17 protein-coding genes are annotated in these 17,572 nt (G+C 37.8%); 11 read left to right on the plus strand and 6 right to left on the minus strand.

Features of this window, described 5'->3' with window-relative positions; translation table 11 throughout:
• Nucleotides 1–15: 15 nt before the first annotated feature.
• From ACY10D_RS05925 to ACY10D_RS05935, 3 genes are all read left to right on the plus strand, one after another.
• Nucleotides 16–294, plus strand: a complete 279-nt coding sequence (locus tag ACY10D_RS05925) for an ArsR/SmtB family transcription factor (RefSeq protein WP_486999948.1) — start codon at nt 16–18, stop codon at nt 292–294.
• Nucleotides 295–355: 61 nt separating this feature from the next.
• On the plus strand, nt 356–886 hold the full coding sequence (locus tag ACY10D_RS05930; protein ID WP_486999843.1) for a rhodanese-like domain-containing protein: 531 nt from the start codon (nt 356–358) through the stop codon (nt 884–886).
• 394 nt (nt 887–1,280) lie between these two features.
• Nucleotides 1,281–1,913 (plus strand): hypothetical protein, encoded by a 633-nt coding sequence (locus ACY10D_RS05935; RefSeq protein ID WP_486999844.1) that lies wholly within the window; start codon nt 1,281–1,283, stop codon nt 1,911–1,913.
• Here the strand turns inward: ACY10D_RS05935 and ACY10D_RS05940 are convergent.
• A complete protein-coding gene (locus ACY10D_RS05940; RefSeq protein ID WP_486999845.1) occupies nt 1,910–3,100 on the minus strand; it encodes a Bcr/CflA family efflux MFS transporter in 1,191 nt (396 codons plus the stop codon). The genes ACY10D_RS05935 and ACY10D_RS05940 overlap by 4 nt on opposite strands.
• Before the next feature lie 329 nt (nt 3,101–3,429).
• Between ACY10D_RS05940 and ACY10D_RS05945 the strand changes: the two genes are divergently transcribed.
• From ACY10D_RS05945 to truA, 5 genes are all read left to right on the plus strand, one after another.
• Nucleotides 3,430–4,206 carry a type III pantothenate kinase gene (locus ACY10D_RS05945; protein WP_486999846.1) on the plus strand — a complete coding sequence of 259 codons (777 nt, stop codon included), beginning with the start codon at nt 3,430–3,432 and terminating at the stop codon, nt 4,204–4,206.
• Between the two features lie 13 nt (nt 4,207–4,219).
• The gene (gene folE / locus ACY10D_RS05950) at nt 4,220–4,795 is read left to right on the plus strand and encodes a GTP cyclohydrolase I FolE (protein WP_486999847.1); all 576 of its coding nucleotides are present in this window, start codon (nt 4,220–4,222) and stop codon (nt 4,793–4,795) included.
• A gap of 161 nt (nt 4,796–4,956) precedes the next feature.
• Nucleotides 4,957–5,466 carry a DUF4823 domain-containing protein gene (locus tag ACY10D_RS05955; protein WP_486999848.1) on the plus strand — a complete coding sequence of 170 codons (510 nt, stop codon included), beginning with the start codon at nt 4,957–4,959 and terminating at the stop codon, nt 5,464–5,466.
• Complete coding sequence (locus tag ACY10D_RS05960; RefSeq protein ID WP_486999849.1) at nt 5,456–5,986, plus strand: M15 family metallopeptidase; 531 nt, start codon at nt 5,456–5,458, stop codon at nt 5,984–5,986. The genes ACY10D_RS05955 and ACY10D_RS05960 overlap by 11 nt, the downstream gene beginning before the upstream one ends.
• Nucleotides 5,987–6,031: 45 nt before the next feature.
• Complete coding sequence (gene truA, locus ACY10D_RS05965) at nt 6,032–6,829, plus strand: tRNA pseudouridine(38-40) synthase TruA (protein WP_486999850.1); 798 nt, start codon at nt 6,032–6,034, stop codon at nt 6,827–6,829.
• On the opposite strand, the gene coaE is transcribed toward truA, so the two are convergent.
• On the minus strand, nt 6,793–7,398 hold the full coding sequence (gene coaE, locus ACY10D_RS05970; RefSeq protein WP_486999851.1) for a dephospho-CoA kinase: 606 nt from the start codon (nt 7,396–7,398) through the stop codon (nt 6,793–6,795). The genes truA and coaE overlap by 37 nt on opposite strands.
• Nucleotides 7,399–7,495: 97 nt before the next feature.
• Here coaE and pyrB point away from each other — a divergent pair, with 97 nt between their 5' ends.
• The 3 genes from pyrB (at nt 7,496) to ACY10D_RS05985 (ending at nt 11,000) form a co-directional block, all read left to right on the plus strand.
• Nucleotides 7,496–8,428 (plus strand): aspartate carbamoyltransferase, encoded by a 933-nt coding sequence (pyrB, locus tag ACY10D_RS05975; protein ID WP_486999852.1) that lies wholly within the window; start codon nt 7,496–7,498, stop codon nt 8,426–8,428.
• A 154-nt stretch (nt 8,429–8,582) separates the two neighbouring features.
• Nucleotides 8,583–10,058, plus strand: a complete 1,476-nt coding sequence (locus tag ACY10D_RS05980; protein ID WP_486999853.1) for a peptide MFS transporter — start codon at nt 8,583–8,585, stop codon at nt 10,056–10,058.
• A 78-nt stretch (nt 10,059–10,136) separates the two neighbouring features.
• A complete protein-coding gene (locus ACY10D_RS05985) occupies nt 10,137–11,000 on the plus strand; it encodes a class I SAM-dependent methyltransferase (protein ID WP_486999854.1) in 864 nt (287 codons plus the stop codon).
• A gap of 4 nt (nt 11,001–11,004) precedes the next feature.
• Here the strand turns inward: ACY10D_RS05985 and ACY10D_RS05990 are convergent, their stop codons facing one another.
• From ACY10D_RS05990 to ACY10D_RS06005, 4 genes are all read right to left on the minus strand, one after another.
• Complete coding sequence (locus ACY10D_RS05990) at nt 11,005–11,460, minus strand: excinuclease (protein WP_486999855.1); 456 nt, start codon at nt 11,458–11,460, stop codon at nt 11,005–11,007.
• Between the two features lie 158 nt (nt 11,461–11,618).
• Complete coding sequence (locus ACY10D_RS05995; RefSeq protein WP_486999856.1) at nt 11,619–12,776, minus strand: iron-containing alcohol dehydrogenase; 1,158 nt, start codon at nt 12,774–12,776, stop codon at nt 11,619–11,621.
• 97 nt (nt 12,777–12,873) lie between these two features.
• Nucleotides 12,874–15,270, minus strand: a complete 2,397-nt coding sequence (locus tag ACY10D_RS06000) for a family 20 glycosylhydrolase (protein WP_486999857.1) — start codon at nt 15,268–15,270, stop codon at nt 12,874–12,876.
• 99 nt (nt 15,271–15,369) lie between these two features.
• Nucleotides 15,370–17,556, minus strand: coding sequence for a heavy metal translocating P-type ATPase (locus ACY10D_RS06005; protein ID WP_486999858.1), 2,187 nt, complete (start codon nt 17,554–17,556; stop codon nt 15,370–15,372).
• Nucleotides 17,557–17,572 lie beyond the last annotated feature (16 nt).

The raw sequence follows: 17,572 nt of genomic DNA on the forward strand, positions 1-17,572 counted from the left end.
ACTAATTTAATCGTGATGCGTGAGAATGCGCAAAAAGCTGCCAGCTTGATAAAAGCTATTTCACATGAGTCAAGGCTGATGATTCTCTGTCTTTTAACACAAGGAGAGCTTTCTGTGAGTGAGCTTGCGGAATATTCAACCCTAAGTCAATCTGCATTTTCACAACATTTATCGGTGCTACGCAAAGAGAAACTTGTCACTACAAGAAAAGAATCACAAACAGTTTATTATCAGCTTAAAGATCAAAATATTAAAAAGATTATTGATACACTTTATGAGATTTACTGTAAATAAAAAATTTAGCATAAATATTAGGGTATTCTAATTTAGAGTAATCTACAGAAAGGAGAAACGAATGAACCATTGTCAAAATATCTCAATCAATGAATATAATGATCTTTGCCAAAATCAACGTGTTAAATTAATTGATATCAGAACACCTAGTGAATATATAAATGAGCATATAAAAGGTGCTATAAACAAAACCTTAGATGAGTTGAATTCTTATGTTTTTTCAGAAGATGAGGTTGTTGTATTTCATTGCCAATCTGGTAATAGAACGCTTCAAGCAGAAGGTTTTTTTGCACAACTCCCCTTTAAAAAGGTATATATCCTGAAAGGAGGAATCAATGCATGGAAAAAAGCAAATCTGCAAACCATTATTAAGACTAAAGCACCTTTTCCCATTATGCGTCAAGTGCAAATCATCGTTGGTTTTATGGTGATACTAGGTATTATGCTTTCTTATACCGTTTCACCTTGGTTCAATATCTTAAGCGCTTTTTTCGGTGCTGGATTATTATTTGCAGGGTTATCTGGTACTTGTGCGCTTGCAAACGTATTAATGTTTCTACCGTTTAACAAAATAAAAAACAAGGAAGGATAATCATGATTTTAAAACAATTATTCGATTTTGATACCTATCTTATACCTATTTACTTGCATCAGGTATTGGGCGTGAAGGCGTGATTATTGATCCAGTAAAAGGCCATGAGCATGGGTATGAAAAGTTAATTAATGAGTTAGATTTGAAGTTAGTTGTAGCTATTGATACTCATATTCATGCTAATCTTATCTTATGGCAAATTTAAATCTACTTAATTCAAAATATATGAATATTGCTGCCCCTGCGAATCTCAGGTGCGGATTAGATAAATGATTATTATTTATTTGATCCCTTAAGTTTTTCTTAAGATTTCCCTTTTAATTTTGTTGTGTTTTTAAGCATAATCAATCTTTTGATTGACGATTTAAATTAACTTAACACTTAAGGAATTAACATGAAAAAACTATTATTATCTTTGGGGTTAATTGCCGCTTCTAGTGCTGCTTTTGCCGCGACTTATCAAGTTTATAATGAGCCAAATACTAATGCTAAAGTAGTATCTGAGCTAACTGATCAGAATCAAAATCAATATATTCAATTCTTCCAAAAAGGTAACTGGATTAAAGTTGCGGACACACAAACAGGACAAGTGGGGTGGGTGAATACAGGACAAGTTAGGCATGCGCAAATGCAAACACAATACCAACAAGCGGTTAATGCACTTAATATGCAGCAAAAACAGTTAGAAGCTGAACGCCAAGCATTTGAGCAAAGATATCAAAGAGCTGCCCAGAATCTTCAACAGCAAATGCAGCAGTTAAAGCAGCAAATGAGTCAAGCGCAATCACAAAATGCACCAGCGCAAGCAGCGCCAAAGTCTGTACAAAAAACGCTAGCACCAAATGCAAGTCCGAATGCTAATGCTAATCAGATGCAGCGCTCATTTAACTCCGTAAGTATTCAAACTAATCAAGATGGCAAGACTGCTACGGTAACGAGAGAATGGTTAGGTAAAGATGGCAAAGTGCAAAAAGAAGTAAAAAAAGTGCCAGTAAGCGAATTACAAAAGATGTCTTTGAACTTCTAATTTACTCTCACAATGCGTGAGCGCTGACTCATCATTATGCTAACTAAAGCGCATACAGACAAAGTGGATAATATAATTGCCAAAGGTAGTTGATTCTTTAAAGGAATAAAGGCAGCTAATGCCGTTAATAATCCAGCACCGAAGTTTTGCGCACCACCCAAAACAGCTCCTGCTGTTCCGGCAATACTTGGAAACTCTTCTAATGCTTTGGTGGTTGCGGTAGGGAAGATTAGCCCGCACCCTAAGAAGTACAAACAGCCAGGCAAAATAATGCTCAGGCTTGTTACACCAAATATATAATAAGACAAACCAAGTGCAATACCGCTAATCAAAAGGGTAAAACAACCAATGAGTAATAAGCGATCAAGGCTATAGCGTCGTGCAAGGCGTGCTGAGAGAAAACTGCCAAACATATAACAAGGCAGAGGGATAATAAACAATAAGCTAGCAATTGCTGGCGAAAGCTTTAAAACAGAAGTAAACAAGGCGCCTGAACTGACCTCAAATACAGCAATGCCTCCATTGGCAACGATCAATAAAATAAGGTTGATGATAAAGTTACCATTGGTTAATACGGTTTTATATTTGGCTAAGAGGTTACCTTTGTTTGATTTCTGCTGGTTAGTTTCAGGGAAGAAAATCCATTGAATAATAAGAAGCAGAATGCCGTAAACCGTAAGAAAGATAAAGATAGCACGCCAACTATGAAGATCAGTAAAAAAACCTCCCAACAAAGGCGCAAGTAAGGGTGCAAAGATAAGTGCAATTGCCATAATGCTATTAGCACTATGCAGCTTCGTGCCAGAATATAAATCACGCATAACAGTTCGCGCCATAACACCGGCAACAGCAATGCCACTTCCTTGTAGGAAGCTTGCAATTAAAAGGGTTATAAAGTGCGTTGCAAAAATAGCTAAGATAGATCCCAGTGTGAAAAAGACAATACCGATTAAAATCATTGGTTTGCGACCAAAGCGATCGGAGTAAGGACCATAAAAGAATTGGAGCAAACCATAAGGAAATAGATAGCAAGCAATCACGGCTTGCATACGACCAACGCTAACGGAAAACTCATGCGCCATTTGTGTAAGTGCAGGCACATAAATGGTATTGGTCATTTGCCCTGCGGCAGTCAGCAAAATAATAAGCAATAAAATGCGATAAAAATGACGATCAAAATTAGCCATGTTTATACTTCAATATGTAGTGTCGAATAAACTTGTCGCCATCATAACGCAAACCGTAAAAAATAATAGTCTCAGACACTTAAAAAACATCGATTAATGCTGTAAATGAATTAATGATGGGTATATACCTAGCGCAAACCATTTTGGAGTGCTTAATGTCAAAGAAGTTTTTGATAGTTTTGAGTTATTGGATTGCAGGTAATAGCAAGGGCTATTAGCAATATTAAATGATTCAAAAGAACAAGAAATTCAATGGCAGAAGGATTGTAAAATGGTTTGTGTTAGGTATATACTGCGACTCAAACTAAGCGGAAATATTTAAAAGATAAATGTTACTTACTTTAGATGTTGGCAACTCGCATATTCATGCGGGTGTTTTTGATGATGATGAGTTGATATTACAGTTTCGTTATAACACAGCTTCAGCGCATGGCAGCTCAGATCAAATAGGTATTTTTCTAAGGCAAGCACTAAGTGAGAATAGTCTTGATCCAAATAAAATAACGGGTGTCGCTATTGCCTCTGTGGTGCCAGCCATTAATTATTCACTGCGTTCTGCCATTTTAAAGTATTTTGATTTTGAACCATTTTTCTTGCAACCTGGTGTCAAAACAGGCTTAAAGATGCAAGTGGCAACACCCAAAGAGGTTGGTGCTGATCGAATTGCAGGGTGCATTGCCGCTGTTGAGCTATTTGCCAACAAAGATATTTTGGTGATTGATTTGGGTACAGCGACAGTTTTTGATGTGGTGCGTAAAGATAAAGCCTATTTAAGTGGTGCTATTTTGCCGGGAGTTCGTATTTCACTTGAAGCATTAAGTAGTAATGCCGCCCAGCTGTCATCAGTGAGTATTGTCAAACCAATGATGGCAATAGGCAAGGATACTGATACTAATCTGCAATCAGGTATTTACTATGGACATTTAGGTGCATTAAAAGAGCTTAAATCAGCAATGATTCAGGAGTTAAAAACAGATCCAAATACGGTGATAACGATTGCAACCGGTGGATTTTCGCAATTATTTAATGTCCCTGGGTTATTTGATGCCATTGTGCCAGATTTGGTATTGCAGGGTATTAAAATAGCATTTGATAAAAATAAATAATGAAGCAAAAATCATGATAAAAAAACCAAACGTACAACAAGCTGAAGAAGCAATTAAAACGCTATTAGAGTATATCGGCGAAGATCCTAATCGTGAAGGGTTAATTGAAACACCCAAGCGTGTTATTAAATCATATGCTGAGTTTTTCAAGGGATACGAGGAAGACCCTGATGAAATCCTATCAAAGACATTTGAAGATGTTGAAGGCTATGATGAGATTGTGCTTTTAAAGGATATGCGTTTAGAGTCCTATTGTGAGCATCACATGGTACCAATTATTGGTAAAGCGCATGTTGCTTATTTGCCTAATGGTAAAGTCGTAGGCATAAGTAAAATAGCGCGTGTGTTAGATGTGTTTGCCAAACGCTTACAAACACAAGAGCGCTTAACTATGCAAATTGCCTTGGCAATTGAAAAAGCGTTAGCACCCAAAGGTGTCGCCGTGATTATTGATTCAATGCATCAGTGCATGACCACACGAGGCGTGCACAAGTCTGAAACATCAACAGTGACAAGTTGTATGCGTGGAATCTTTAGAAAAGATGAGAAAAGCCGCAGTGAGCTGATGTCACTGATTTCAGGATTGTAGGAAAAGTAAAAAAATCGCTGCGTTTACTTGGTCTTAGTATTATAGTCTGTATAATATTTGTATCGTTAGTTTTGTTTTTAACAAGAATGAAAAAGCTTTTTTTAGGTCTTTGCTTTTTAATGACAGGTTGTGCAAGCACCCATGAAATTGTTGCAAACTCGATGCAAAAGACAGTTGCAGCACAGCGTAATGATATTCACTTTCATGATGGCTTGGTGAAGTTGCCTAATGGCTCCACCGCTTATATGGCGTATCCTAATAATGGTTATGATGACTTGCATAGTTATCCAGAAAGTGCGAAAGAAACGTTATTAGCGCTAAACGATGCGCTAAAAGATCATTTTAAAACACTGACGCTGGCATCACACTTCCAGTCGGCACAGTTTGAATATCTAGCAGCACGTGATAAGAAGTATGACTATTTTATTTTACCGAGAATCAGTAAATGGACAGAAAGTTATACATTATTAACTGGTGTCGCTGATCAAGTTGGGCTAAGTATAAAAATATATGATCTAAGAACGAACCAGCTTATTGATGAAGTGCATATTAATAGCACAAGCTCAAAAATACCAGGCTTTGAAAAAACACCACTTGAGCTATTGCATGAACCATTAACTGCAATTGCCGAGAATTTATTTATGCAAGGAAAGCCAGCTGATGCCTCATAACAATCACAAGCTTGATAGTGCTTATGCGATTTTGCCAATAGCATTTGCCGATAATACAAATCAACCATTTTTTAAAGAATGTCCAGAATCTACACTCATCTGTGGCGGTAAGGATGTGTTTGATCGAGATTATTATATGCAACATGCGGCATATCATGCATGGCTGAAAATGCAGAAAAGCGCTTTGCAAGAGGGTGTTAAATTGATGGTTGTTTCAGCGTTTCGTAGCTATTTGTATCAGGCTAACATTATTTTAAATAAGTTAAATAAAGGTTTATTGCTAGAGGATATTTTAAAAGTCTCAGCCTTACCTGGATTTAGTGAGCATCACACAGGATGTGCTTTGGATTTTACCTCAGATGAGGAGAGTGAAGTGCTAACAGAAAGCTTTGAGCAAACTAAAGCTTTTAAATGGTTATCAAAGCATGCCCATGAGTTCCAATTCACTTTAAGCTATCCACGAGACAATGTGTACGGGTTTATTTATGAACCTTGGCATTGGTGTTATAAAACATCTTAAGTTGTGCTATGATCAGCGATCTTATTGAATATTGATGTTTAGAATATGTTAAGACATTATGCGTTGATACTTGAATATGCGGGCACCAATTACTGTGGTTGGCAGCGCCAAAATCATAGTGGTAGTGTACAAGAGCGTTTAGAAAAAGCATTATCCATTATTGCCAATGAACCGATTGAAGTAGTCTGCGCAGGTAGAACGGATACTGGCGTACATGCCATGGCACAAGTGGTAAATTTTTCAACGTCAGCAATCAGGCAATCAAAGGCATGGGTGTTAGGTGTTAATGCGCATTTGCCCAATGATATTAATGTCTCTGCTATCTATGAGGTTGACGCGGATTTTAGTGCGCGCTTTAGTGCATTATATCGACGCTATCAATATGTGATCTATCAGAATAAAACCTCCAGTGCATTATGGCATGAGCGAGTTACTTGGATTAATCAGTCATTGGATATAATCAAGATGAATGCAGCTTGTGCGTACTTGCTCGGTGAGCAGGATTTTAGCTCTTTTCGTTCATCACAATGCCAATCGGTAAGTGCCAAGCGTAATATTCATCATGCACATTTTACTGAGTATGGTCAGTTTATTATTTTTGATATTCAAGGAAATGCCTTTTTGCACCATATGGTCAGAAATATTGTCGGATCAATGCTAGAGGTGGGTTTAAACAAAAAGTCACCCGATTGGATCAACGCATTGATAGGTGCAAAAGATCGCACACAAGCAGGTGTTACGGCACCCCCTCAAGGTTTGTATTTAATTGAGGTAGGTTATCCACGAGAATTAGATATTATTGCCTGTCAAGAAGTGCCGTTTAAGAATAACAATATGCTGTGATGAATAGCATTAATCTGTGGTATAAGATCAGAAATATCACCATCGTTTTTAATTATAAAGTCACTAAATGTGCGACGTTCATCATCACTAATCTGGCTTTGAATCATCAATAAAGCTTGTGACTTTGTTTGCTTATCACGCGCTGTAATACGATCAAGCTTGGTGTCCATAGATGCGCATATCGAGATAATTTTCTTAAGATAAGGGTAGTTAGTAAGTGTTGCCGTTGTCAAAAGTGGAATATCTATGATTGTATAGATGGATTGGCTTTTTGAGAGTTTTAATTCGATCTGTTGACGAATAATCGGATGCATAAGATTGTTTAACCAAGTCCGTGCTGATGTGTCTTGACTGATAATACTGCGTAAGACTTTTCTATCAATCATACCGTTAGTTATCACTGTATCGCCAAACTCATTAATAATCGCTTCAATGACTTCAGGTAAGAGGATAACGTTTCTGGCGACTTGATCCGCACAGATAATATCAATGTTATAAAGCTCATGAAAAAGATTAGCAACTGTTGTTTTACCGCTACCAATACCGCCAGTCAATGCAACGGGAAACATGTTTTAATATACCTTGTTATTTTTTCTTGATAGGATAGCGCTGTTTACCTGATATGCATAGAGTAATTAAAGTAATTAACACCTTAAGGGACATAATATGCTTGAAACGATATTATCTACAGCCAATAACACAACAAAACACCTTGTCAGTATCAAAGATTTAAAACGGGATGATTTTGATCGACTGATGAAACTTGCGCATGATGCCGAGCATGGCAAACTCATAAATAGTTTAAATGATAAGATTATTGCCAGCTGTTTTTTCGAAGCTTCAACGCGTACACGTTTATCCTTTGAAGCAGCGATTCATCGCTTAGGTGCTAAAGTCATTGGTTTTGCGGATGCGCATAATACCTCTTTTGGTAAGAAAGGCGAGAGCTTAAACGATACCATTCAAATGCTTAATGGCTATGCTGATGCGATTGTTATGCGTCATTTTGAATCAGGAAGTGCTAACATCGCTGCAGATATTTCACATATCCCTGTAGTGAATGCCGGAGACGGTGCGAATGAACATCCTTCACAAACCTTGCTTGACTTATTTACGATAGAACAAAAATTTGGGCAAATTGATGGTATTAAAATCGCAATGATTGGTGATTTGCGTTATGGCCGTACTGTGCATTCATTAAGCTATGCGTTATTAAACTATCACGATATTACGATTTATTATGTAGCACCAAAGGCATTGCAAATTCCAGAAGAGATTTTAGCTCAACTTAAAAATAAAAACATAGCCGTACACTGTGTTGAGAACTTAGCTGATGTCATTGGTGTGGTTGATGTATTGTATATGACGCGTTTGCAAAAAGAACGTTTCCCTGAAGAAGATGGGCATACGATGGATTATGTGCTTACGGCAGATATGTTGATCAATGGCGCACATGATGATTTGATTGTGATGCATCCACTGCCGCGAGTGCAAGAGATTTGCAACTCAGTTGATGCAACTCAATACGCGTGGTATTTTCAGCAGGCTAAAAATGGCGTATTTATGCGTCAAGCGATTCTTTACCGATTGTTAGGTTAATTTAGAAAAGTTTGATCAATGTGATTTCTTTGTGATCTTTTTTAGCGTCTTCTATCAATTCTTTTGATGCGATTTTAAATAATAGTGGTCACAAGCAATTTGTTGCTGTATTTGTGTCTTTACAGTAAATCTTTGTAAAATAGCCACATCAAGTATGGAAAATAAAAAAATGGTATTCTCGTTTAAAAATCCAAGTCAAAACCTCTTAGTAACACAACTATTCTCAACAGTTAGTTATGCGGTACTTTATTCGACATTAGTACTGTTTATGACCCAAGCGCTGGGATTTTCTGCCACTAAAGCAAGTGCAGTAATGGGTGTTTTTGCTGCATTTAATTTTGGTTTACATCTATTAGGTGGCTATATGGGAGGGCGACTTGTTAGCTATCGTGTCTTGTTTTTAATAGGAATGGTCTTACAGGTCATTGCGTGCATTATTTTAACTACACCGACAACTGAGCATTTATATATTGCACTAGCATTATTTCTTACGGGTTCTTGGTTGAATGTCCCGTGTATTAACATGATGCTAACACAACAGTTTACAGCAGAGGATGCTGGGCGAGAAACCGCATTTTTCTGGAATTATGCTGGGATGAATGTTGGGTTTTTCTTGGGCTTTACGGTTGCGGGTATTTTCCAAACAGGGCATGCCTATAGTACGCTATTTATGATTACAACAATAACCAATATCCTTGCGTTTATTATTCTGTTGTTGGGTTGGAAAAATGTTGAAGATATTACAACACCACTTGCTGAAATGGTTAAAAAGAAGGGCACAAAGGTTTTGTATACCAAAAACATCATGGGCTTTGCAGTCATTGTATTGGTGGCGATTGCATTAATGATTGCGCTGCAATATCCGTTAAATACCGATTATGTTGCCCTAGCAATTGGTATTGTTCTTATTTTAATCTTTATTCCCATTGCACAGTCACAAAGTGAATTATTACAAAAAAAGAAAGTGTATGCTTATATCATTTTATCAATCTTTGGCTTGGCGTTTTGGGTGCCTTATTCTTTAGCGCCAATGGCATTAACGATGTTTACTGAATACAATGTCAATCGAGCTGTTTTCCACTTCACAGTACCAACACAATGGTTTCAGAATATAAACACCTTAGTTTTAGCCATTGGTGGTCCACTGCTGCCATTGATATTGATCAAGATACGCAAAAAATTTGTTTTTTCTTTCCCAATGCAGTTTGCATTTAGCATCTTTTTTGTCGCCCTTGGTTTTTTAATGTTGCCGATTGGCATTATAACGGCTAGCAAAGGTGGCTATAGCGCGATGATATGGCTTATTTTAAGCTATTTTTTCCAGTCAATTGGTGAGCTTTTGATTGGACCTACGGGATATGCGATGATTGGAAAACTCGCATCAGCAAGATTACAAGGTTTAATGATGGGTGCTTGGATGGTTGTCGTTGGTAGCACATCAGGCGTCATTGCCAGTTTATTATCAATTATGGTTGCTCCTGCAACGGATAATGCGACACCATTACAAACCAATCACTCGTATCTATCCTTATTCAGCTGGTTAACAGTGATCGCGGTGATTGCAGGTATTATTTTATATTTCCTAGTGCCAATGCTAAGAAAGTTAGCGGATATTCCGCAAAAAACGTAAAGCTGATTAAAAATATTGTGAAAACACGCATAGCGCTATATAGTCTGTCAAAAAATATGATTTTCTAATTTTTTAACCATGCAACAAATTGATAATAAAGCTTCCCTAGATCCTGATATCCAAAATTGGGATGAGTTGGATTTACCTAAAAGCTGGGTTGATGAGTTAAATTTTAAATCACCAATGGCTTGGCTCACCTTGGTAAAGGCAGTTTTTTATCCAAAAAATAGATCTGTGCGTTTAGATGAAAAACTATTGCAGGAAATGCCTATTCCTAAGTATGTTTTACAGGAGTTTCATAATATTCCTTGTGGAAATTATTCAAAGCTATTAACTCGTGGTTATATCAAAGGCTTTGATATTGCGATGCTTAATCAAGTTGATCCCATACGTAAAAAAATAGCACATTATATAAAAGACTGTCACGCAGTCTTGGATATCGGTTGTGGTGGTGGCAAAACTGCCGATGTGATTTATCAACAAGGTGCTCACGATATTTGGGGGATTGATCCAAGTCCCTATTTATTAAAACATGCTGCGTTAGACTATCCACATATCAAATTTATTCAAGGGGTTGCTGAGGCATTGCCATTTGCTGATGGACGCTTTGATGGATTAAGTGGATGCTATGTGTTACATGAAATTCCACCAAGATATATCAAACAACTTATCGCAGAAGCTTCACGTGTGCTTAAAAAGGGTGGAGTGTTTGTCATTGCTGAACCATCACCGGTGCAATATCAAGATAAAACATGGCAATTATGTAAAGACCACGGGGTGAAAGGTGTTTATTTCAAATTGTTAGCGCGCAAGCTGAATGAACCCTTTGTTAAAGCGTTTCATCAGCTGGATTTACATCAATTATTTATTGAAGCAGGATTTGATGTATTAGAGGATCAAAAAGAGATGCCACATCGGTTTATTTGTGTCAGAAAGCGATAACGATTTACTGCTTGATGGCGTTACCTTTTAAAGCGACACCTGACATCCATAAGCCATTTTCACACACGTAAGTATCTGTGCTTGATGTCGTGTTATTTTTCCAATTTGATTGAATATTAGCAACACCATTGCCACCCATTTCTTTGGCTTGGATTTCTAAGCTTAGAAGTGCTGAGTAGAATACCCAGTTACAAGAAGCGACAGGGTCTTTAGCAAAAGCATTAGAACGACGGCTTGTTGTAATCTCACCTAAGTCTTTAGCGCCTGCAGGAGCTGAGTTTTTACCAAAGTAAAATTTAAAGTCTGTCGTTTGTGTTTTGACCTTTGTAGGCATTGAGCTCATCGCTTGATTAATATTGTAATTGCCTAATCCAGTATTTGATGAGCAAGCGCTTATTGCCACAGCTGTTGTTGCAACGAGTATAGATAAAGCTGTATTGATTAGTTTAGATCTTTTCATTTTTTGATTTTTTGATAAATAAGTATGATATTAGTGGGCGAATTTTAGCAGGATGTGTTGATAAGTGAAAGAAAATAAATTCAATTACCTCTCACCCGCGCAGCCTATGCTGCACGAGCAATCCCTCAAGGTCAGAGGTGAAGATTCGTTACTATTATTTAGTAACTCATTTGCAAGATTTTTAAACTGTCTTTAGGCGTGATGTCAGCATGTTCCCCCAATGCGATAAGACCGTTATCTTTGAGATTATTAATAATGTCATCAAATTTATCTTGAGACAGTTGGTAAGCGCTAATTTTGGTTGGGTTGCCCATTTTTTCAAAAAAGGCGCGTGTTTTCTCAATAGCGATTTGTACTTTTGTTTCAGCATCAAGCGCTTTATCAACCTGCCAAACACGTTCAGCGTATTGAATCAGCTTGGCTTGTTTTTTATCCTTTTTGTACTCCATAATGCTTGGCAGAATAATTGCGAGGGTTTGTGCATGATCCAAGCCGTAAAAGGCAGTTAACTCATGCCCAATCATATGTGTTGCCCAATCAGTTTTAACACCCTGAGCGATCAGTGTATTTAATGCAAGTGTTGCTGCCCACATAATGTTAGCACGCACATCATAGTCATGAGGGTGAGTTAGTACTTTTTCACCTTCTTCAATTAACGTGCTGAGAATGCCTTCAGCAAAACGATCTTGCAATTGAGCATTTTGCGGATAAGTTAAATACTGCTCCATCACGTGGACAAAGGCATCGACAACACCATTGGCAACTTGTCTTGCCGGCAGTGTGTAAGTTGTCTCTGGATCAAGAATTGAAAAAACAGGGAATACTTTCTCATGCATAAAGGCAAGCTTTTTATTCAACGCGCGGCGCGAGATAACTGATCCTGAGTTCATTTCAGAGCCTGTCGCAGGCAGTGTTAACACACAACCAAAAGGTACCGCTTCAGTAATGTCAGCATGTTTGGCTAAAATATCCCATGCATCTCCTTTGAACTTAGCGGCTGCAACGATAAATTTAGTGGCATCAATGACTGAGCCGCCACCAACAGCTAAGACAAAATCAATATTATTTTGCTTGATGAGCTCAACTGCTTTAAGGCAGGTTTCATATTCAGGGTTTGGTTCAATACCTGAGAATTCAGTCACTTGATGGTCAGCTAATGCTGTTTTTACTTGGTCATAAACACCATTTTGTTTAATGCTGCCACCACCGTAAATTAATAGTACTTTTTGATCTTTGGCAATTGCATGACTTAATTGCGTGATTTGTCCTTGACCAAAGTAAATGCGTGTAGGGTTGTAATAAATAAAGTTTTCCATAAGATGCTCCATTTTAGATCTATGCCATTATTGATTTAATGGCATTAACGGAGTCAAAGTGTAGCATATCCTTTAATGGCTTTGTAGCAGTTTGCGGTTAATGAGCAGGGACCTCCTTGGCAATGCCATAAGGCATTCCGCGATAAACAACGCCAAACTCGCTGTTTAGATAGCCAAGAACGCCACTTTGATCATTCATTCCTAAACGTGTTGCAAGACTTTGCCAGTTAGGTTTGTCCGTTAAACCTGTTGTCGTTGCAAAAGGACTCCAACTTGCTTCAGCAAGTCCTGTGATTTTAGGGAATGTTTTATATTGTAAGTGACGTGCATTGGTGGTGTTTTCTGTCCATAGTGTGCCTTCTAGTCCAAGAATATTATCGTAATCTCTCGGATTAAGTGAGTTGATCGTTTGCAACGCGGTTATTGCACTAGAAAGAGCCGCTTGCGTATCTAAAAAACTACCCGCCCAATATAGACCAGGCTCCCACGCATCTGGAGTATAGGTCAAATCAAAATATAAGTGATCTGAGTAGGCTAATACTGTTGGATAGCCATGTGATGCTAGCACGTTGGCATGCTTAATGCCGGGGGTGGAAGGATCCCAAACCCATGTATGTGCTGTCTTATCAGAAGTCATTGAATAATTACCAATATCGCCATGATCGGTTTGTACGAACTGCTGCCAACCAGAGAGTTTAATTTGAGGGTTTGCAGCTTGCAGATCCTTAAAGAATTTCTGAGAGCGATCCAAAGCGGTGAGATTGTCTTGACAGCTACTATCATTTGACCATGCATCTTTGGAAACTTCATCACCACCGACACTGACTTCATTGTCAGCATAAACCGTTGTTTGTCCTGCAAAGAGGGCGCCAATATCATGAATGATTTGATTGATCTTGGCTGTAAATTGTTTGGCTTGTGCTGATTTTTGATTATATAAGCACACAGGGATCACATCATTATAATAACCCTGAACACTAATATAATCGCTATGATCTAAAGGATTGATAAAAATATCAGGCATTGCATGCACTAGTGCTCTGGCATGTCCTGGTAGGTCAATCTCAGGAATAATGGTTATTTGACGTTCATTGGCATATTGAATTAATTCTCTTATATCCGCCATTGAGTAATACAGACCATAATTGGTTGTTGCGTTAGGGAAATTTTTGGTCAGCATTTTTTTAGTAGAGTCAAAATCCTTATAATTGGTTAGATCTTGATTGGCTTGCAACATCATTGATGCAGGGTTTGTGCTGTTTTTGACATAACCACGAAAAGCTGCCTTTTTAATAATATCACCTGTGATAGATGGTAGCTCAAGGCGCCATGCTTCATCATCTGCAAAATGTAGATGCAAACTATTAAGCTTCAAAGCAGCCATTGCATCAATCATTGTCTTTAACTCATCGATTGTAAAATAATGCCTTGAAACATCGATTAATAAGCCGCGATATTTAAATTGTGGTGCGTCGTTAATATATACGCTGGGCAATTTATTGTGATGTAAAAAAGCCAATTGGCGCAAGGATTCAAGTGCATAAAATACGCCAGCCTCAGTTGCTGCACTAATGGTAATTGTATGAGCCTTAATGCGTAATGTGTAGGCTTCTGGATTATGATTAAGTTTACTTAATGGCACTTGTTTAATAGCAAACGAATAACTATCTTTCAGTGCATGATTAAATTTAATGCCAAGTATTTTGTTTACATAGTTTTGATCAAATGGGCTATCAAAGTCACTCGTATAATCAAATGTTACTTTTTGCAAATTGATGGTTTGTTTGGCATTAAAGTCTAGTATCCTTTTAGGCGATGGAATTAAGCCAAGCTTATTGATTATGTCGTTATTGGCTGTAGAGTTTTGCCAATTTCGTGTAATGTGTTGCTCAATGAGCTGGTGTGTTTTATTCGCATCATAGCCACCAATGTGACTAAAGTCATTGTGAGCGTTATAAGCAGAGAGTGATACATTAATTGGCGTGATAAGGTTATTGTCTTGGTCTGTCACAAAGAATGATTGCGGCATCGAGTTAATATTAGCCGGAACCCATTGGTTATTATTAATCAATTTAATGGTGTAGCTATGGTGAGCCTTTAATGGAAAGACTGATTCAGGTGCTAATACATTGGTATAGCCATCGGCATAAACATATTGTCTGCTGTCCTCTTTTACATAAACTAGTTTACTGCAAGTATCTGTTTGATCATCGCAAATTTGCATGTGAAGGTTCGGGTTAATATCCGTACCTGTTGCGGCAACAGTTAATGCATTAAACGTGCGTGGCATATAAAACCCGATTGACCAGTTAAGTAAATCGGCAGATGCTTTAAATTGGATAATCGTGTCAAAAACTTGAGTGTTTTCAGATTTAATAATGGTTTGAATGCTGTTGATATTAATATTAGTGGAATGAGCAAATGTGGCATTGACTAAAACGGCTGTTGTTAGTAATCCAGTCGCAATAGACGCTTTGCGTAGGTTAAATATCATAAAGTGAGCTCTCCATCAGAGGTGTAAATAAAGCAATATAGTTGTACATGAAAAGCCAATAAAGTCAAAAGAAACCGACGTTTCAGTTTTGTTACAAAATCAACCTTGATTCTTGCTTTTTAATAAGCGCAAACTATTAAATACTACAAGTAAGGACGCACCCATATCAGCACCAATGGCCATCCAAATATTGGCAAGTTCAAGTAAGGCCAATGCCATGAAGATTACTTTAAGCCCTAAAGCAAAGGTGATATTTTGCTGAATAATGGTTTTAACACGTTTGGCATGTTTAATTAACCATGGTAATTTAGCTAGATCATCGGACATCAATGCAATATCAGCCGTTTCAATCGCAACATCACTACCTGCATCACCCATAGCAAGACTTAAGTCAGCTGTTGCCAAAGCAGGGGCGTCATTAATACCATCACCAACCATCGCAACTGTTTGATATTGAGCTTGTAAGGCTTTGATTTTTGCTACTTTATCTTCAGGTAAAAGCTCAGAGTAAACTTCATCAAGTCCAGCTTGTTGTGCAATAAACTGTGCGGCTCCTTTATTATCACCAGTTAATAACGCGGTTTTTATGCCAAGGGCGTTGAGTTTGGCTAAGGTTTCTTTGGCATTGTCTTTGATGCTATCAGCAACAGCAAATAAGCCAAGAATATGATTGCTATTAGCGAAGATTAATAGTGAGTGTCCTGTTTTTTCTAATTCAAGAATTTGATCATGAAAGGCATTTAAATGTGCTGTAATTTCAGTTTTCTCATGTAGATATTTATGACTGCCAATCCAGTAATTGCGCTCATTAATTCGTCCTGTAATCGCTTTGCCTTTAACAACTTGAACATCAGAAGCATTAAAGGTTTTTGCTAATTGGAGTGCAGCCATTTTATCAAAAATAGCATGTGCCAAGGGATGGTTATTACCTTCTTCAAGTGTAGCAGCAAGTTGTAGTAACTCGTGATCACTATACTCTTTTGAGATATTAATAATTGACTGAATGATGGGTTTACCTTGGGTAATCGTCCCTGTTTTGTCAAAAGCAATCGCATTAAGCTTTGCCGGTAACTCAAGAAAGCTGCCACCTTTGATTAAAATGCCATGATTAGCCGCAGCACTTAAGCCTGAGACAATGCTCACAGGTGTTGAAATAACTAAAGCGCAAGGGCAGGCAATAACAAGAATAACCAGAGCCTCATAAATCCAGTTGTACCAACTGCCAGCAAATAATAATGGCGGGATAATCGCAACTAGCAAAGCAAATAGCATCATCAAAGGCGTGTAGTATTTGGCAAATTGCTCAACCCACATCTCCGACTTTGCCTTATTCGCTTGCGCTAGTTCCACTTGACGGATAATGTTTGATAGTGTTGATTCAGTAGCAAGTTTTGTTACTTTGACATACAAAAGACCATCTTCATTTAAACTGCCAGCAAATACAGGATCACCTTGCTTTTTCTCAATAGGCAATGACTCACCGGTAATAGGTGCTTGATTAATAAAGCTTTCACCTTCTTTAACAACGCCATCTAAAGGGACTCGCTCACCAGGTTTGATGACGATTGTGGCGCCGATATTAACTTCCTCAACTTTTTTAATATCGATATCTTTGTGATGTGGACAATAAACATTAGCCGTATCGGGTGCTATTTCTAGTAATGATTGAATCGCTTTTCTTGCTTTGCCAACACTCCATGATTCCAACAATGAAGCGATCGAGAATAAAAAGACAATCATACCTGCTTCTAGCCACTGACCTAAACATATCGCACCAATTACAGCAATGCTCATCAAAAGATTAATATCAGGACGTATACGTTTTAATGCTGCCCATGCTTTAGGATAAATAAAAAAGCCACCAACGATTAATGCCAAAACATAGAAAACAATCGAGCTAACAGGCTGGGCAGTTGCTGCTCCATGCTCACCAATAAGGGCATCTAAAAAGCCATGATGACTGCCATGGATGGCAAAACCTATGATTAAAAACAATGCGCAGATCACTGTTAATAGGCTGCGTATATGCTTTTGCCAAAAGCTTTCACTATTGGTTTGTTTTTTAATTTCATATTGTTGCCAACTGATAAATTGATAGCCCGTTGCTTTGAGTCTTTTTTCAATTTCAGCTTGTGTAAATTGTTGTGTTTGACTGTGGATCATGAGCTTGCCTTTCAATAGATTGAACTGTAAAAGGTTCTCATCTTTGACATAAGGTAGAAGCTCTCGTTTTACCACGGAAACTTCATCCAAACAGTCCATGCCATAAATTTTATATTCAAACATTTTGTTTGCCTTTTTC

This window comes from Cysteiniphilum sp. (assembly GCF_057495195.1).